The organism is Pontibacter pudoricolor (genome assembly GCF_010092985.1).
Lineage (GTDB): Bacteria > Bacteroidota > Bacteroidia > Cytophagales > Hymenobacteraceae > Pontibacter > Pontibacter pudoricolor.
The window spans coordinates 2,950,135-2,968,043 of the sequence record NZ_CP048106.1; the positions used below are offsets into that span (position 1 = coordinate 2,950,135).

At 45.2% G+C, this 17,909-nt stretch carries 18 protein-coding genes and 1 pseudogene; all 19 read left to right on the forward strand.

Going from position 1 to position 17,909, the window contains the following annotated elements; all coding sequences use genetic code 11:
• The first annotated feature begins 20 nt into the window (after window positions 1-20).
• On the forward strand, window positions 21-2,627 hold the full coding sequence (gene ccsA / locus GSQ66_RS12745) for a cytochrome c biogenesis protein CcsA (protein ID WP_162427825.1): 2,607 nt from the start codon (window positions 21-23) through the stop codon (window positions 2,625-2,627).
• 132 nt (window positions 2,628-2,759) lie between these two features.
• Window positions 2,760-3,905 carry a glycosyltransferase family 61 protein gene (locus GSQ66_RS12750; protein ID WP_162427826.1) on the forward strand — a complete coding sequence of 382 codons (1,146 nt, stop codon included), beginning with the start codon at window positions 2,760-2,762 and terminating at the stop codon, window positions 3,903-3,905.
• Complete coding sequence (locus GSQ66_RS12755) at window positions 3,902-4,702, forward strand: Rossmann-like and DUF2520 domain-containing protein (RefSeq protein WP_162427827.1); 801 nt, start codon at window positions 3,902-3,904, stop codon at window positions 4,700-4,702. The genes GSQ66_RS12750 and GSQ66_RS12755 overlap by 4 nt, the downstream gene beginning before the upstream one ends.
• Before the next feature lie 95 nt (window positions 4,703-4,797).
• The gene (locus GSQ66_RS12760) at window positions 4,798-5,127 is read left to right on the forward strand and encodes a 2Fe-2S iron-sulfur cluster-binding protein (RefSeq protein ID WP_162427828.1); all 330 of its coding nucleotides are present in this window, start codon (window positions 4,798-4,800) and stop codon (window positions 5,125-5,127) included.
• Between the two features lie 100 nt (window positions 5,128-5,227).
• Window positions 5,228-5,473, forward strand: a complete 246-nt coding sequence (iscX, locus tag GSQ66_RS12765) for a Fe-S cluster assembly protein IscX (RefSeq protein WP_238395671.1) — start codon at window positions 5,228-5,230, stop codon at window positions 5,471-5,473.
• Window positions 5,474-5,562: 89 nt separating this feature from the next.
• Window positions 5,563-6,060 carry a KdsC family phosphatase gene (locus tag GSQ66_RS12770; protein ID WP_162427829.1) on the forward strand — a complete coding sequence of 166 codons (498 nt, stop codon included), beginning with the start codon at window positions 5,563-5,565 and terminating at the stop codon, window positions 6,058-6,060.
• Between the two features lie 118 nt (window positions 6,061-6,178).
• Window positions 6,179-6,373, forward strand: coding sequence for a cold-shock protein (locus GSQ66_RS12775; protein WP_162427830.1), 195 nt, complete (start codon window positions 6,179-6,181; stop codon window positions 6,371-6,373).
• A gap of 132 nt (window positions 6,374-6,505) precedes the next feature.
• Complete coding sequence (locus tag GSQ66_RS12780; protein ID WP_238395672.1) at window positions 6,506-7,351, forward strand: geranylgeranylglycerol-phosphate geranylgeranyltransferase; 846 nt, start codon at window positions 6,506-6,508, stop codon at window positions 7,349-7,351.
• A gap of 140 nt (window positions 7,352-7,491) precedes the next feature.
• Complete coding sequence (locus tag GSQ66_RS12785) at window positions 7,492-7,998, forward strand: PaaI family thioesterase (RefSeq protein ID WP_238395673.1); 507 nt, start codon at window positions 7,492-7,494, stop codon at window positions 7,996-7,998.
• Between the two features lie 129 nt (window positions 7,999-8,127).
• On the forward strand, window positions 8,128-8,340 hold the full coding sequence (locus tag GSQ66_RS12790) for a hypothetical protein (RefSeq protein ID WP_162427831.1): 213 nt from the start codon (window positions 8,128-8,130) through the stop codon (window positions 8,338-8,340).
• A 12-nt stretch (window positions 8,341-8,352) separates the two neighbouring features.
• A complete protein-coding gene (locus GSQ66_RS12795; protein WP_162427832.1) occupies window positions 8,353-8,964 on the forward strand; it encodes a hypothetical protein in 612 nt (203 codons plus the stop codon).
• Between the two features lie 174 nt (window positions 8,965-9,138).
• Complete coding sequence (locus tag GSQ66_RS12800; RefSeq protein WP_162427833.1) at window positions 9,139-9,747, forward strand: hypothetical protein; 609 nt, start codon at window positions 9,139-9,141, stop codon at window positions 9,745-9,747.
• Between the two features lie 97 nt (window positions 9,748-9,844).
• The gene (gene purN / locus GSQ66_RS12805; protein WP_162427834.1) at window positions 9,845-10,438 is read left to right on the forward strand and encodes a phosphoribosylglycinamide formyltransferase; all 594 of its coding nucleotides are present in this window, start codon (window positions 9,845-9,847) and stop codon (window positions 10,436-10,438) included.
• 29 nt (window positions 10,439-10,467) lie between these two features.
• Window positions 10,468-11,991, forward strand: a complete 1,524-nt coding sequence (purH, locus tag GSQ66_RS12810; RefSeq protein ID WP_162427835.1) for a bifunctional phosphoribosylaminoimidazolecarboxamide formyltransferase/IMP cyclohydrolase — start codon at window positions 10,468-10,470, stop codon at window positions 11,989-11,991.
• A 308-nt stretch (window positions 11,992-12,299) separates the two neighbouring features.
• Window positions 12,300-13,325 carry a rod shape-determining protein gene (locus GSQ66_RS12815; protein ID WP_162346886.1) on the forward strand — a complete coding sequence of 342 codons (1,026 nt, stop codon included), beginning with the start codon at window positions 12,300-12,302 and terminating at the stop codon, window positions 13,323-13,325.
• 9 nt (window positions 13,326-13,334) lie between these two features.
• Window positions 13,335-14,219: a rod shape-determining protein MreC gene (mreC, locus tag GSQ66_RS12820; protein ID WP_162427836.1), complete on the forward strand. Its 885-nt coding sequence runs from the start codon at window positions 13,335-13,337 to the stop codon at window positions 14,217-14,219.
• Entirely contained in the window at window positions 14,212-14,730 is a 519-nt protein-coding gene (locus tag GSQ66_RS12825) for a hypothetical protein (RefSeq protein WP_162427837.1), read from the forward strand. Before mreC ends, GSQ66_RS12825 begins: the two co-directional genes overlap by 8 nt.
• A 3-nt stretch (window positions 14,731-14,733) precedes the next feature.
• Window positions 14,734-16,565, forward strand: a pseudogene (gene mrdA, locus GSQ66_RS12830) (penicillin-binding protein 2).
• 4 nt (window positions 16,566-16,569) lie between these two features.
• On the forward strand, window positions 16,570-17,892 hold the full coding sequence (rodA, locus tag GSQ66_RS12835; RefSeq protein WP_162427838.1) for a rod shape-determining protein RodA: 1,323 nt from the start codon (window positions 16,570-16,572) through the stop codon (window positions 17,890-17,892).
• The last annotated feature ends 17 nt before the right edge of the window (window positions 17,893-17,909 follow it).

A 17,909-nucleotide genomic window follows, 5' to 3' on the forward strand; every position in this document is an offset into this window, starting at 1 on the left:
TAAACTTTTAACTATCAGAGATGATAAATACGCTGATCGGCGATATAGGCCACCTAAGTGTAATAATTGCTTTTGTGGCAGCTATCGTGGCTTCTTACGCATACTTTATGGCTTCGCGTTCTTCTATAGATGCCGAAGCAATTGCCAAATGGCGTCGCTTTGCCCGTGTCGCCTTTTATGTGCACTCTGCGGCAGTATTGTTAGTGATATTTGCGCTGTTTAACATTATTTACGAGCACCGTTACGAGTATTACTACGCCTGGAGCCACTCATCCAATCACCTGCCGGTTCACTTCATGATCTCCTGTTTCTGGGAAGGCCAGGAAGGCTCGTTCCTGCTCTGGATATTCTGGCATGTAGTACTTGGTATCGTATTGCTGAACACAGGTAAAAAGTACAAAGAATGGGAAGCACCGGTTATGGCCATGTTCTCGTTCGTACAGCTTTTCCTTACATCTATGATCCTGGGGGTGGTAATCGGTGATTTGAAGATCGGTTCTTCACCATTTATCCTGATGCGCGATTTTATGCCGGATACTCCTGTATTCGCCATGGACCCGAACTATAAACCAGAAGATGGTACCGGCCTTAACCCACTTTTACAGAACTACTGGATGGTAATTCACCCTCCTACCCTGTTCCTGGGTTTTGCTGCTACACTGGTTCCGTTTGCCTTTGCAATGGCCGGCTTATGGAAAAATAAGTTTGGCGAGTGGGTACGTCCTGCACTGCCTTGGGCGCACTTTGCTGCCGTATCATTAGGTATAGGTACGGTTATGGGCGCTTACTGGGCCTATGAGACACTTAACTTTGGTGGTTACTGGAACTGGGACCCTGTAGAAAATGCCGTGTACATCCCGTGGTTGGTATTGGTTGGCGCAATTCATACAATGGTTGCTTACCGACGTGGCAAGCAAGGGCTTAAGGCCTCTTATTTACTGATCATCGCGTCCTTTATCCTAATCCTGTATGCTACTTTCCTGACCCGAAGCGGTATTTTAGGAAATGCCTCGGTTCACTCTTTCACTGACTTAGGCCTTTCCGGTCAGCTGTTCACGTACCTTGCTGTTTTTGCAGTGCTGGCTGTTGCGCTTCTGATCTACAAATGGAAACACATCCCAACAACTGAGAAAGAGCTGACAACTTATAGCGGAGAATTCTGGATTTTTATAGGAGCTGCGGTACTTTGCCTTGCTGGTTTCCAGGTGCTTGCAACCACATCTATCCCGGTTTACAATTCCTTCCTGGGCTTTATTGGCATAGAGTCAAATGCTGCACTTCCTGCTGACCAGATTGAGCACTATACCAAGTTCCAGCTATGGGCCGGGGTGCTGATAGCGGTACTTACAGGTATAGGCCAGCTGATATGGTGGCGCAAAGCCGATAAGAAAAGTTTTAGTGATGCGATCACCATGCCGCTAATGCTTACGTTACTGTTTGCCAGCCTTGTTATCATTCTTTCTAATAAGTTCGATGTATTCGACTTTAAACTCGATAACCCGGTTTACATTACACTTTTCGTTACCTCGTTGTTTGCGGTATTCGCTAACCTCAGCATTATCCTTAGCCTGCTGCATAAGAAAGTAACACTCTCCGGTGGAGCTGTATCACATATTGGTATTGCTTTAATGTTGCTGGGCATCCTGTTCTCATCTGGTTATTCTAACATCATTTCCGGCAACACATCGGGTATGTTATACTCACGTGAGTTCCCGGACGAGATTAACCGCGATAACGTGTTACTGTGGCGCAACACCACTACCGACATGGACAAGTATAGTGTAAGCTACCGCGGCCAGTTCCTGGAAGTAGAAGGCGTGCCTGAATATGTGAACAAGGAAATTCTTTTCAGAACAGCTGATGAGTACACTGCTATTGCCCGTGCCGATATTAAAGTAAATGATAAACTATACTTTAAGACAGGCGACACGCTGGAGCTTCCGACTCCGGAAAACACTTACTACCAGGTAGAGTATAAAAACCGCGAAACGCAGGAAGCCTTTGTACTTTACCCGCGTGCTCAGGTAAACCCTAACATGGGTCTGCTGGCATCTCCTGACATTAAAGCTTCTGTTACCAAGGACCTGTACACGCACGTTTCTTCTGTGCCGGACCCTAACGAAGAGAAGGAATGGAGCGAGCTGCAGGAATATACTGTTACAATGGGCGACACTATCATTCTGAACGATTATGTGGCCATCTTTAACGGGGTTGAAGTTATTAAAGAAGTACCTGGCGTACCTTTAAAAGAAGGCGATGTAGCCGTACAGGCCGATATGAAGATCATGGGTGAGAAGAAAACCTATCATGCACATCCGCTGCTGATCTTTAAAGAAGGTATGGCTGGTTATTATCCTGAAATTATTGAGGACCTTGGCCTGCGCATCACGTTCCTGAACGTAGACCCGACGAAAGAAGAATTTAAGATAGGTGTTAACACCACGCAGAAGGACTACATCATCCTGAAAGCAATGGAGAAACCTTTCGTAAGCATTCTCTGGATCGGTACTATTGTAATGTCCATTGGTTTTATAATGGCCATTACCCGCCGTAACCAGGAAGGTGGCAGCAGTAACAAACCGAAAGCGAAACATGCCAGAAAAGCTGAGAAAGCACAGGTGGCGTAGCATAGACTAAATAGCGAACTATAAAACAGAAAGCAGGCTTGTTTCAGGCCTGCTTTCTGTTTTATAGTTACAATGCTTTCATAAGTGATATAGAAACTTCATGTTATATAAGAAGTAGTATATTCGCATTATATGGCGATTCGATTCATAGCGGTATTAAAGCGTAAATTAAACAGCGCCTTTTATGTGGCTCTGAGGGTTGTTAACTACTACCCCTATTACACATACCTGCATGGGCGAGGGCAAAAAATAAACCTGACTCCGGAATATGAATTAGAATTTACGGAACAGGAAAAAGCATTTTTAAAGACCTGCGCAGCTTCTTATAATTATTTCGAATCAGATTATGCGCTGGGCCATCGTCAGAAAGAACTATCGTTGTACAAGCTTAAAGATGTTACCTATCTGAGCAACACAGGCGTTATAAAAATGGGTGATAAACTTATAGTTGAATCCGGCTTAAGCGTAGACCGCCTTACAAGATCAAAAGCGTTCCGTGATTTTACCGTGATGCTGCCACATAGCTATAAGAGAGGGATTTACACGACGATACAGCACAGCCATTGGGCTGATAACAATATTTCGCTCTGGTTTATTGACAGTTTACCAAGAGCGTACATACTCGCCAATACAATTAAAGAACCGGCAACCTTACTGATGTGGAAAGGAGCGGCTGCATACCAGAAACAAACCTTAGAATATTTACTAAAAGACCATCCGCATATCAGGATCAAGTATATCAGCAAACACCACAGGATAAAGATCTCAAACTTTTATCTACCGTCTTTTATCACAGCATCGTTTAGCGGGTATATGCCGCCTGAGGTTAGCAATTGGCTTAGGGAAGGGGTCTGGAACAGCTTCAATATTATCAGAACTAACCCAAAGCAACGGATTTATGTGAGTCGCTCGAAAGCGAGGTTCCGGCGTGTGATAAATGAACAGGAGCTGATACCAGTTCTGGAAAAGTATGGCTTTAAAATCGTCTGGTCAGAAGATCTTAGCTATAAAGACCAGGTTCAGCTGTTTTATGATGCGGAAGCTATAGTTTCGCCACATGGTGCAGGTTTAACCAATTTACTATTTGCTGAGAAAAGTAAAGTAGTGGAATTGCATCCGGCTAAAATAATGAAAGGCCGTTATATGCTCTTGTGTAAAGGTCTTGGATTTGAGTATACTCCGATTATCGGCTCGCCCGGTGATGATATAGAAGACTTTGTTGTACCAATTGAGGAGCTGAAAAACTGGCTTCAGAACACTTATCCTTCCAAATTATGAACATAGCTATAGTTGGAGCCGGAAATGTGGCGTGGCACCTGGCACAGGCACTGCAAAAAGCTGGGCATACTATAACCGCCGTGTATAGCCGAAACAAAGCGCATAGCGAAGACCTTACTAAACATCTGCCGAATGCAGTCGCTACGCAGGAGTTAGACCTCACAACTATAGTTGCCGATGTTGTATTGATAGCTATTCCGGATGCGGCGCTACCTGGCATAGCCGAACAGATAAAAGTAAAGCCTGAAACTATAGTTGCGCATACGTCTGGCTCTCAGCCGTTAGCTGTTTTGTCAACTATAGCCGGGGCAAACTATGGCGTATTTTATCCGTTGCAGACTTTCTCTAAGCATTCGCCTGTAGATGTGAAGCAGGTTCCTATTTTGATAGAGGGTAACACCGAAGCAACTATAGACCAGTTGGAACACCTTGCGCATACTATAAGCCAGAAGGTAGAACGTGTAGATTCTGGTAAGCGGAAGCAACTTCACTTAGCAGCCGTATTTGCCTGTAACTTTACAAACCACCTGCTGGGTATCAGCCAGGAGCTGTTACGAAAAGCTAACCTGCCAACCGATCTGCTGCAGCCCCTTATTCAGGAAACTATAAAAAAGGCAGCTAATCATAACCCGTATGCAGTGCAGACAGGGCCGGCTATCCGCAACGACCAGAACGTAATTGATGAACACCTGCGTCTGTTACAGCATCAGCCACACTTACAGGCTATTTACCAGGCACTTACACAAGGCATTCAGGCTACTAAAGGCAACAACTATAGTTCTGATCAGTCGACATAAGTTACCGGCGAACCTTGCCTAAACACAAACCCGTTATAACTTTGATTCGGGAGGCTTGTTTCATAACTTTGCACTCGCATTACAAGATTAGAAAAATGAAAGTTGTAAATATAACATTTAAGTTCGCAGACGGCTCTCCAGACCAGACGCACCCCGCTGTAGAAGGCGAATCGGTGCTGGATGTAGCGCTGAATAACGACATAAAACTACAGCATAACTGTGGCGGCGTTTGCGGTTGCAGTACCTGCCATGTGTATGTTGAAGCCGGCATGGATGACCTTCCTGAAATTTCAGATAAAGAAGAAGATTACATTGACCGCGCCGTAGACCCGCGTATAAACTCAAGACTGGGCTGCCAGTGTGTGGTACAAGGCAACGAAGACGTTGTTGTAACTATACCGGAGCAGGATTTCCTGGGGCATTAAACTAAATTGTTCAATAGCTGGATGGTTATATTTTAAGCCTTGTATAGTTTACAACACGCTTCTGATAAACCCTTCTGCAGTTTAACCATAAATCATTTAAATGATGAATAAGAACTACGAGCCACCAATGACGTGGAGCGACCACGAAGACATAGCCATGGCACTTTACGAAAAGTTTGGCGATGACTTTAATGAGTCTAAAATATACCGCATCCGTTTTACCGAACTGCTTGACTGGGTGCTTTCGCTGCCGAATTTTACGGGCACGCGCGAGCAGGCAAACGAAGGCCACCTGGAGCAGATTCAGGCGGCGTGGGTATATGAGTGGCGCGACAACCAGGATTAGCCAAAAACGGTAGCGTCCTACAGAAATATTAAATATTTTCTATACATTTAAAGGTTCTTTCACGAGAACCTTTTTTTGTTTTTAGAGCTATGTCGATCACTCAACCAGACCTTACCCGCATAAACACCTTTATTTTTGATGTAGATGGTGTACTGACAGATGGATTGCTGTATGTTTTTGCTGACGGGGAACAGGTGCGCGCTTTTAACATTAAAGACGGCTTTGCCATAAAGCATGCCATCCGCCAGGGCTACAGGGTGGCCATTATTTCCGGTAAAAATGAGCCCGGCGTACGCAACCGCCTCGAAGACCTGGGCATCGAAGACATCTTTCTCGGGATTGAAGACAAAGTAGACACTTTTGAAGATTACCTGTACATGCAGGGCATTCATCCGGCAACGGTTGCCTACATGGGCGACGACATGCCGGATTTTGAAGTAATGCAGCGATGCGGTCTGCGCGCCTGTCCTGCCGATGCTGCCGATGATATTAAAGAGATAAGTACTTACATCGCTACCAGGGATGGTGGCCGCGGAGCTGTAAGGGAGCTTATAGAAAAGATAATGAAGACACAGGATACCTGGTAACTATTTACTTATACTTTTCTTATATTTTTAAGCAAATTTTTTATTATACCCACTTGCATATATATTTAATTCTAATATCTTTACCGTAATTTATTTTTATTACAATAATTAATTCTTTATGAAAACAGGAAAAGTAAAGTTTTTTATTGAGTCTAAAGGTTTCGGTTTCATTACTGAAGACGAAACAAATGAGGATTTTTTTGTGCACATCACAGGCCTTAACGGTCTGCAGATTCAGCAGAACGACCGCGTAACGTTCGACACGCAGGAAGGCAAAAAAGGAATCAATGCTGTAAACGTGAAAAGAATCTAACCCAGATATACTTCTTTACAGTTACGGAAAAAGCCCCTCCTTACAGGGGCTTTTTTTATGGCTGAACTATAAGTTTGCGTCTGAGCTGTTACTGGTCTAACTTTACTATCTCGGATTTTATATAAACCAACTGTGAAGGCATTTTTACACCTCATCCGTTTCCCAAACCTTGTGCTCATCGTGCTGAGCCAGGCACTGGCGCAGGCCTGTCTGCTTTCGCGGGGCATTGTCTGGGAAAAAGTACTTGAGCCTTCGTTTGGGTTACTGACCTTCTCTACCGTGCTTATAGCTGCTGCCGGCTATATCATTAACGATTATTACGATGTAAAGATAGATGCCATTAATAAGCCCGAACGCCTGGTGGTTGGCACTGTTATCCGGAGAAGGCGGGCTATGTTTGCGCATCTTGTCTTGTCGTTTCTGGGTATAGCGATCGGCTTCTGGCTTTATATCCCTATCGGGCTGATAAATACAGGTGCTGTGTTTTTACTTTGGGGTTATTCGGCCCGCCTCAAAAAGCTACCGTTAATCGGCAATATCACTATTGCCCTACTTTCGGCTACTATGTTGCTGGTGGTAGCTGTTTATAACGACAGCCTTAACCGGATAACACTCGGCTATGCCTTGTTTGCATTTCTTATATCACTGATACGCGAGGTAATAAAAGATATGGAAGACATGAAAGGGGATGCCTCTTTTGAGTGCCGTACGTTGCCTATTGTGCTTGGCATCCGGAATGCAAAACTGGTGCTTTATCCTATAATTGCTGCTTTCCTGGCTTTTGCCGTTATAGTTGCCCTGCACAGCCGTACCTCGCCCGCATTTGATATTTACATGCTGGCACTTGTTTTAATACCGGCTATCTGGCTAACTATAAAACTAACCCGTGCCGACCGCAAACGTGACTTTACCTACCTTAGCAACCTGAACAAGTTTATTATGCTAACCGGTATTCTTTCGATGCTGCTGGTCGGATAACAGACTCACGATTATATACTTGCACAAAACATGTTGCTTCCCTACACTGTACAAGCCTGAAGCAATTACTTAAACTATAGTCGCTACTTTTACACCTGATTGCGCATAAATAAAGTATAAATAGTTTAAACCGTGGGTACATGATACATAAAACTACAACGGCAAACGAATTCAGAGATCTGGTTGCCTCGCCAGCTAAGTTTCGCCTGTTCATGCTTGCAAAATTACCAATGGCCTATATGGCAGACCTGCGGGTAAAAGCCTTAACCGATGAGCGCGCCACCGTAACTATACCATACAAATACCTCAACAAAAATCCCTTTAACTCTATTTATTTTGCCTGTCTGAGCATGGCTGCCGAGCTTTCTACGGGCGTGTTATGTATGATGCACACGTATAAAGCCGACCCTATTGTGTCGATGCTGGTGGTGCACATGGATGCGGATTTTACTAAAAAGGCTGTGGGCAAGATAACTTTTATGTGCGAAGACGGCAGGCGCATACAGCAGGCCGCCGAACAAACCAAACTAACCGGCGAAGGCATTACCATAACAGCCACAACTATAGGCATGGACGAACAAGGGGACCAGGTAGCGGAGTTCAGGTTTACGTGGTCGCTGAAGGCTAAAAGCAAACTGCTTGCCTAGCACTCAAACCATACACCCTGTCATGTAGTTGAGTGCTGTTTTGCAGACTATAGACTACACGCTATATTTAAATCTCTCATTCCCTTTATTTTATAGTTATATTGCTAACTATAACAAACCTTATAAACCATGAAAAAGTATTTATTCGCTTTTATATTATTTGCAGTAATTGCGTCGGGCTGCAATAACGCCACTGACACGCAGGATACCGCAACAGAGACTATAGTTAATGAGCCGGAAACTGCTCCTGCCGATTCTGTAAACACAACTGAGATAGATAATACTACTGTTGAGATTGAAGCAGCATCGGAAGAGGTAGACTCATTGTTAAACGACATTTAAATTATAGTTACCATGAAAAATATAACCCGCCATATAAGTTTAGCCTTAACTATCGGCATTTCTGTTTTAACTACAGACTTGGCACTGGCGCAGCAAGGCAAAGGCCATAAAAAAGAAGAGGAGCAGACAACACAGCAGAAAGGCAGAGCTGACCAGGATAAGGAAAAAGAACATAGCAACAGACCTGCCAACCCGAGAGAAAGAGCAGCGAAGAGAAGAGCCGAAGCAAAGGCAAATGCGCAGCATAACAAAGCTGAGGAAAAGTCTGCGAAAGGAAACAATGGCAAAGACAAAGCGAACAACGGCAACGCATACGGAAAGAACAAAGGCGAACTAAGTGGCCGCGAATTTGGCCAGGCAAGAGCCGCAGCTGCCCGGTTGAGCAACGAGGAAAAGCAGGAAAAACTAAACAAAGTTGTAACGGAAGGCGACGAGAAAGTAACCGAAGCCAGAGGCAGAGTAGCACGTGCTCTGGAAGAGCTGGAACGCAACCGCAAAGCCAACACTATTTCAGACGCTGAATACAATGAGCGCAAAGCCAAAATTACCCGCGTTGAAAAAGCGATACAGGTACTGGAAGAAAAAGTAAGGGACGGAAAACAGCTGGTGATAACGATAGAATAGGTTTAAACCAACTATAGCTAAAAGCCTGTAACAAATTTATGCTGTTACAGGCTTTTTTATGCACTAAATAGTATATAGTTTAAAAAATATTATAACTTTATAACTATTATTTTTAAACTATCCGTATTATAGTTCAATAAAACACAAATATCTACCTACATTAAACAAACTGTTATGCTGTCTCATCTAAAACGACTTAATGGCTTATTCTTAGCTTTGGGACTGGTGCTTGCTGCTGGTTCTGTTACGCTAGCTCAGGGCAAAAAAGAAGTAAAAGCGACCCCTGGACAGAGCGAAATAAGCTCATCTTCCATTGGCAATACCTATTACTATCCCACATTTAAAAAAGGTAAGGTAACGTTTATTACAGGAACAGCAAACGAAGGTATTTTAAACTTTAATTTACTTACGGATGAGGTAGCATACATTAACACAAAAAAAGATACACTCTTTTTTGATCAGATGTACCTCATAGATATGATCACGATGGATAGTGACACGTTTTACTATGACACACATAGAGGCTCTGTTTTAAAACTGTTGAAGAACATAAATGGCAGAAAGCTTCTTGTAAAAGAGAACCCGGGCAATAACGCATCAACTATAGCTAAAACATATTACGTGACCAATAAGTCTGATTATATACCTGCTTCTACGCCCAACATCATCAACCTTTTCCCTTCGCACGCTTCTACTTTACAGAAATATATAGAAGAACATAACCTGAAACTTAAATCTGAAGAGGAGATAAGCAAACTGCTGGAGTACGCTGCTAACCTGTAAAAGAACACTCTGGAGAGAGCGCATATTTAAAAGTATTACTTGCTGGCAACTATAAGCAAACTGGCTATATTTGCAGCTTCATAGCAAGCTTATACTTTTGGAACTACCAGTTAAAAAGAATATAGTCATTTTCGCTTCCGGATCGGGGAGCAATGCGCAGCGCCTGCTCGAGCACTTTGAGCACCACCCACAAATACGTGTGGCCGCCCTGTTCTCCAACAACCCGAAAGCCTATGCCCTAAAAAGAGCCGAGACCTACCACGTCCCGGCTCTTTTGTTTTCCAGGGACGAATTTTACAATTCCGATAACGTATTGGAGCAGGTAAAGAACTTTAACCCGGACCTTATAGTGCTGGCCGGCTTTCTGTGGTTAGTACCATTAAACCTGCTGCAGGCTTTCCCTGACAAGATCATTAACATACACCCTGCCCTGCTGCCAAAGTACGGCGGTAAAGGCATGCACGGTCTAAACGTACATACCGCGGTGGTGCAGGCAGGCGACGAGCATTCGGGCATAACCATACACCGCGTAAACGAAGAGTACGACAAAGGCGAGTTTATACTGCAGGAATATTGCCCGGTAATGCCCGGCGATACGCCCGAAGAGCTTGCCGCGCGCGTACTGCAACTAGAACATAAATACCTGCCCGAAGTAGTAGAAAAACTGCTACTGAAGCAAGACCAACTATAGCAATCAACATCAACCCATACAAGCAACTCATGCAATCTGTTCAAATCAAATCCGCACTTATTTCGGTTTACTACAAAGACCGCCTGGAGCCACTTATCGAGCTACTGAAAAAGAATAATGTTACCATTTATTCCACGGGCGGCACACAGGCGTTCCTGGAAGAGCAGGGTGCTGAAGTAGTGGCTGTAGAAGACCTGACCAATTATCCGTCTATTTTCGGGGGCCGTGTAAAAACGCTTCATCCCAAAGTGTTCGGGGGTATCCTCCATCGCCGCGACAACGAAAGCGACCTTGCCGAAAGAACCCAGTACGAAATCCCGCCAATTGACCTGGTTATAGTTGACCTGTATCCTTTTGAGGAAACTGTGGCATCCGGCGCATCAGAAGCTGATATTATTGAGAAGATAGATATTGGCGGCATCTCGCTTATTCGTGCGGCTGCCAAGAACTTTAAAGATGTACTGATCGTGTCATCGCGTGAGCAGTACGATGAAGTAGTAACATTGCTGCAGGAAAAGAACGGCGCAACAGACCTGGAGGACCGCAGACGCTTTGCTGCCAAGGCATTCGATGTTTCGTCGCACTACGACACGCACATCTTCAACTATATGAACAGTAACTCGGAAGAGCAGCCGTTTAAGCAGAGCATCCGGGAGGCAACACCACTGCGCTACGGGGAGAACCCGCATCAGAAAGGCACTTTTTATGGCAAACTGGACGAGCTTTTCGAACAGCTTAACGGCAAGCAGCTTTCTTATAATAACCTGGTAGATGTGGATGCTGCTGTAGCCCTGGCTGCTGAATTTGAGGAGCCGGTTGTTGCTATACTGAAGCACACCAATGCCTGCGGTTGCGCCACCGGCGAAACTATAAAAGAAGCTTACCTTGCAGCGCTTTCTTCGGATCCGGTTTCTGCCTTCGGAGGCGTGATCATTGCAAACAGAACTATAGATCTGGCTGCTGCTGAAGAACTGAATAAGCTTTTCTTTGAAGTATTGATCGCACCTGCTTTTGATGCTGATGCACTGGAATTACTGAAGACGAAGAAAAACCGCATTCTGCTGAAACAGAACGAAGTTGAGCTATCAAAGAAACAGTTCAAGACGTTGCTGAATGGCGTAATTGAGCAGGATAAAGACCTGGCTACCGAAACCGAGGCCGACTTTAAAACTGTTACTAAGCGCGAGCCTACAGCAGAAGAAAAGAAAGCCCTCGTTTTTGCCGCCAAGGTTTGCAAGCACACCAAATCAAACACGATCGTTCTGGCAACAGACAAAATGATGTTCTCAAGCGGCGTAGGCCAGACATCCAGGGTTGATGCATTGCGCCAGGCCATCGAAAAAGCCAACAGCTTCGGATTTGACCTGAGCAAGACGGTTATGGCTTCTGATGCTTTCTTCCCGTTCCCGGACTGCGTGGAGATTGCCGATAAAGCTGGTATCAAAGCCGTTGTGCAGCCAGGCGGCTCCATCAAAGACCAGGATTCCATTGCTTACTGCGACGCTCACAACATGGCTATGGTGATGACGGGTGTACGCCACTTTAAACACTAACAGATTTATAGTTACAACTATAAGAGCCCTGGCTATAGTTTAGCTGGGGCTCTGTAGTTTATATTCACCTGAACTTTACTAAATCAAAAAATTTATACAATTCAATTTAAAGCAAAAACAACCGTTATACCCCTGAATTAAAGCAGCAGGCACCTATTTATAAGATAAAATTGAAAAAATCAAACTCTACTGACATAGTACGTTATAAATTCTGTTTAAAATCACTAATTTTGCGCCGGGTTTATCCCCGATAATTATAGTATATTTGAAATATAAACAGGGTTACAGCACGCCCGCACAAATACAAAATGGGACTATTTAATTTTTTCTCCAGCGATATAGCCATTGACCTTGGTACCGCCAATACCCTGATCATACATAACGATAAGATAGTGGTTGACGAGCCGTCTATTATTGCCGTGGACAGAACAACGGGCAAAGTACTTGCCATTGGTCGCCAGGCAATGCAGATGCACGAAAAAACCCACGAAAACATCAAAACGATTCGTCCGCTGAAAGATGGTGTAATTGCCGACTTCCACGCTGCCGAAGAGATGATCCGTGGTATGATCAAGATGATCGATACTGGCCGTCGCTTGTTCCAGCCTTCGCACCGCATGGTAATTTGCATTCCGTCGGGTATTACGGAGGTGGAGAAACGTGCCGTACGTGACTCTGCACAGCACGCAGGCGCCAAAGAAGTATGGATGATACAGGAGCCAATGGCTGCCGCTATCGGTATTGGTATCGATGTGGAGCAACCGATCGGCTCTATGATCGTGGATATCGGGGGTGGTACAACAGAAATTGCGGTAGTAGCACTTTCGGGTATTGTATGCGACCAGTCTATCCGTGTGGCCGGTGATGTGTTTACCAAAGACATCCTGGATTACATGCGCCGCCAGCACAACCTGCTGATCGGTGAACGTTCTGCGGAGAAAATTAAAATTGAAGTAGGTGCTGCGCTAACTGAAATAGAAAACCCACCGGCTGATTACGAGATCCGTGGCCGCGACCTGATGACCGGTATTCCGAAAGTTATCAAAGTTACGTACCAGGAAATCGCGATTGCACTGGACAAGTCGGTTTCTAAAATAGAAGAAGCAGTACTGAAGGCGCTGGAGATTGCTCCGCCGGAACTATCTGCCGACATCTACGACAATGGTATTCACCTGACAGGTGGTGGTGCGTTGCTGCGTGGCTTTGATAAGCGCCTGGCTGCAAAAACCAAGCTTCCTATTCACATCGCCGAAGATCCGTTAAGAGCGGTAGTGCGTGGTACAGGAGCTGCCATTAAAAACATCGAAGGCTTTAAAAACGTCCTGCTGACGTAACAGAGCTGCATGCGGAATCTTTTTGCTTTCATTTACCGGTTCCGTGCGTTCCTTGTGTTCGTCCTGCTGGAAGCGCTTTGTATTTACCTGATTGTGCAGTATAACACGTACCAGGGCGCAGCCTTTTTTAACTCTGCCAATAGGTATGTAGGCCGCGTGCTCGAGTTCCAGAGCGGCGTTACCGACTACTTTAGCCTGGCAACAGTTAATAACACCCTGGCGCGCGAAAATGCTTTGCTCCGCCAGGAAATAATGCAATACAGGCAGGTAAGTACAGCAGATAGCACCAGCAACATGGATACGACCTTGGTTGTGCCTGCAGATACAACTATAGTTGATTCACTCAGAACAGGACCGCAGTCCTTTATACTTCATGCAGGCCGGGTGATCAACAATTCCGTTCGCCGCACCAACAACTACCTTACGCTTTCTATCGGAACGAAGGATGGTGTGGAGCCGGGCATGGGCGTTATTGCTTCCGATGGTGTGGTTGGCCGCATTAAAACAGTGTCAGAGAACTACTCTACTGTTACATCGCTGCTACACTCCCAAATGCTTATCTCAGCTAAGATCAAGAAAAATAATACAATGGGTACCATTAAGTGGCAGGGCGGCGACTACCGCACCGCTATTCTTGATTACATACCCTTACACGTGAAGCTGGCGAAAGGCGATACTATAGTTACGAGCGGTTTTAACACAGTTTTCCCGGAAGGCATTTTGGTAGGCACTATAAGTTCCGTAGCAAAAGAAGCTGACAAGAGTTTTTATACTGTAAAAGTTAAGTTGGCCGTTGATTTTGCGCAGCTTTCTTATGTATACGTGGTTGAGAATTTGCGGAAAGCAGAACGTGACACCTTAGAATATAAAGCAGGTATACTTCCAAATGAATAGCACCCTCGGCATCCGACATATCGTGCAGTTCATACTTTTTGTAGCACTGCAAATTCTGTTACTCGATAACCTGGTGCTTTTCAGTACGGGCTTTTGTTTTATTTATATCGCTTTTCTGCTGTTCCTGCCTATCCAGATAAATAAAGTGCTGTTGCTGTTTCTGGGGTTTATAGTTGGGTTTACGGTTGATATATTTTATGATACGATGGGCATACACGCAGCGGCAAGTGTGTTGCTGGCATATTTACGCCCGCACATATTGAACCTTCTCACGCCCCGGGATGGTTACGATACCAACGACTCCGCTAACCTGCACGTGATGGGCTGGAACTGGTTTCTGACCTATGCTTTAATACTTATTTCGGTACACCACGCTGCTGTTTTCTTTTTAGAGATCATCAGATTTGAGTGGTTTACGTTGGTTAAGATCCTGCTAAGCACTTTATTTACAGGGCTGGTGGTTGTTATACTCCAATTACTTTTCTTCTCTGTTAAGGGATCGAAGAGATAGTACATGAACTACTTAGAAAACAGAAAGTACGTTATTCAGGCCATTTTTATAGTGGTTGGCGTTGTGTTTGCGCTACGCCTGTTTTATATACAGGTAGTAGACAGCAGCTATAAACAGGCTGCCGAAACAAATGCTATTAAGACAGTTATCCAATATCCGTTCCGTGGCCTGATATACGACCGCGACGGCAGGTTGCTGGTGGAGAATACCCCTGTTTACGACCTGATGGTTGTACCAAAGGAAACCAAGCAACTGGATACCCTCCGGCTAACCAAACTACTGGGCCTGCCTTTAGAAGATGTGCGCGAGCGCCTGAAAAAAGCGCGGGCTTATTCGTACGTCAAGCCATCCATCTTTTACCAGAAACTCACTACTGAAGACTTTGCCCACATACAGGATAACCTGATCGATTTCCCTGGGTTTTATATTAATGCCCGTACAGCGCGCGGTTACTCACATACCAGCCTGTCACATGCGCTGGGTTATATTGCCGAGATCAGCCCGAAACAACTCGAAGACACCAGCAATTACCAGGGTTATCGCCCCGGTGACTATATTGGAAAAAGTGGCATTGAGCTGGAGTATGAAAAATACCTGATGGGCCAGCGTGGTGTAAAACACATTATGGTGAACGTACGCGGTATTGAGAAAGGCTCTTTTAAAGATGGCGCTTATGACACGCTTTCGGTTGCTGGCGAAAACCTGTACAGTACTATAGACCTGGAGCTGCAGGCCTACGGCGAGCTCCTGATGAATGGCGCCAAAGGAAGTATAGTTGCCATAGAACCTGCCACCGGAGAAGTGCTGGCTTATGTTTCAGCTCCGTTTTACGACCCGAACCTGTTTACCGGAAAAGATTACGGCAAAAACTACATGAACCTGCTGAAGGATGTGGACAAAACCATGTTCAACCGCCCGATCATGGCTGATCAAAACCCGCCAGGCTCTATTTTTAAGCTGGTGCAGGCACTGATTGCACTGGAAGATGGTGTGATTAACCCGCATACAACTTATGCCTGTAACAAGGCGCTGGTAAACTGCCACCCTCACCCCTCTCCGCTTAATTTGTATGGCGCAGTGCAGCACTCGTGTAACCCGTGGTTTTTCCAGGCATACAGGGCGCTCGTGAACCAGGGAAAATCACCTAATACCTTTATGGACACAGCTCTTGGCCTGAAATCATGGAGAGATCAGGTGTTAACTTTTGGGTTTGGGAAAAAGCTTGGTATAGATCTGCCAGGCGAAAAACAGGGCATTATAGCATCGCCGGAACTATACGACCGGGTATATGGCAAGAACCGCTGGAAATATTCGACCATTTATTCACTTAGCATAGGCCAGGGAGAGCTGGGTGTAACGCCACTGCAAATGGCAAACTTTATGGCTATAGTTGCCAACAGGGTTATTACGTAACGCCGCATATTATCCGTTCGGTTGGCGAAAATGGCAAGCCGTTGAAGGAATATCAGGAAAAACATTATACCTCTGTTGGTGCCGAACATTATGAGCCTATAGTTGAAGGCATGGCTGCAGTGGTAAGTTCAGGAACGGGCCGTAAAGCCAATTTGGCTAAAGTAGGCATAGAAGTTTGTGGTAAAACCGGAACAGCCCAGAACCCACAGGGCCCGGACCACGCTGTATTTGTGGCCTTCGCTCCTAAGGTTAACCCCAAGATTGCCATAGCAGTTTATGTAGAACATGGTAAATGGGGCGGCCAGTCTGCAGCACCTATCGCCGGCCTGATGATCGAGAAGTACCTGACCGACACTGTAACTATAAAAGAGCAGGAGAAATGGGTGCTTAGCCGTAAATACCTGGATATCAAATCGAAGTAAGGTTATGCCAGTAGAACAAACTATACCAAAGTATAAAATTGCTACCCGGAGCAGTAAGCGTACATCGCGCAATATCCTGAATAACCTGGATTGGGTGACTGTATTGATTTACTTTTTACTGGTGGGTTTGGGCTGGATGAACATTTACGCCGTAGTGTATAGCCCTGACAACGTAGTAAACATCTTCAGCTTCGACATCAACTCTGGTAAGCAGCTACTCTGGATCGGAACTTCTGTTATACTGATAACTATGCTATTGGCCGTGGACTATAAAATTTACGAGCACCTGGCATATCCTATTTATGGTATAATTATCCTCCTGCTTCTCTTTACGCTGGCTGTGGCCAATCCCGTTGCCGGGTCGCGTTCCTGGCTCGAGTTGGGCGGTGGCATACGTTTACAGCCCGCTGAGTTGGCGAAGTTCGCAACTGCACTGGCGGCATCTAAATTCTTAAGCAACGTTAACCTGCGCCAGCAAAACATGAAAGACCAGATGATCCTGGCTTTTATCACCTTGTTGCCTCCTGCCATTATCATTCTGCAGAACGAAACAGGCTCGGCATTGGTGTTTGGTGCATTTATACTGGCTTACTTCCGTGAGGGAATGTCGCCGCTGATATTAATAATCGGTGCTTCTGCAGCTGCTATTTTTATACTTACGCTGCTTGTCCCTAAACTATACCTGATCATCGCCATTATAGTGTTAATGGGTATTGCCATCTGGATGGACTACCGCCTGATGCGCCGCATTAAGTCTATGATCGCGCTGTTGCTGCTGATAGTAGGGATGATCTTCAGCGTAGATTATTTTATAAACGATGTACTGCAGCCGCACCAGCAGAACCGTATCAAAGCGCTTATCAGCCCGGAAGCTGACCCGCTTGGGTATGGCTGGAACGTAACACAGTCTAAGATCGCGATTGGCTCGGGCGGCTTCTGGGGCAAAGGTTTCCTGGATGGTACGCAAACCAAATTCGACTTTGTACCGGAGCAAAGTACCGACTTTATTTTCTGTACAATTGGAGAAGAACATGGCTGGATCGGGAGTACGGTATTAATAGCCCTGTTCCTGCTGTTAATGACCCGCATCGTCAATATAGCTGAGCGTCAGAAATCCATTTTTGCCAGAACCTATGGCTACTGCGTGGCCTCTATTATCTTCTTCCACTTCCTGGTAAACATCGGCATGACAATCGGACTGGCTCCTGTTGTAGGTATTCCGCTGCCGTTCTTTAGCTACGGTGGTTCATCGTTGTGGTCATTTACGATCCTGCTTTATATTCTTTTGGCTATTGATGCTAACCGCGCGCAGGACTTATCCAGGTAGTGAGCCTATAGTTGGTA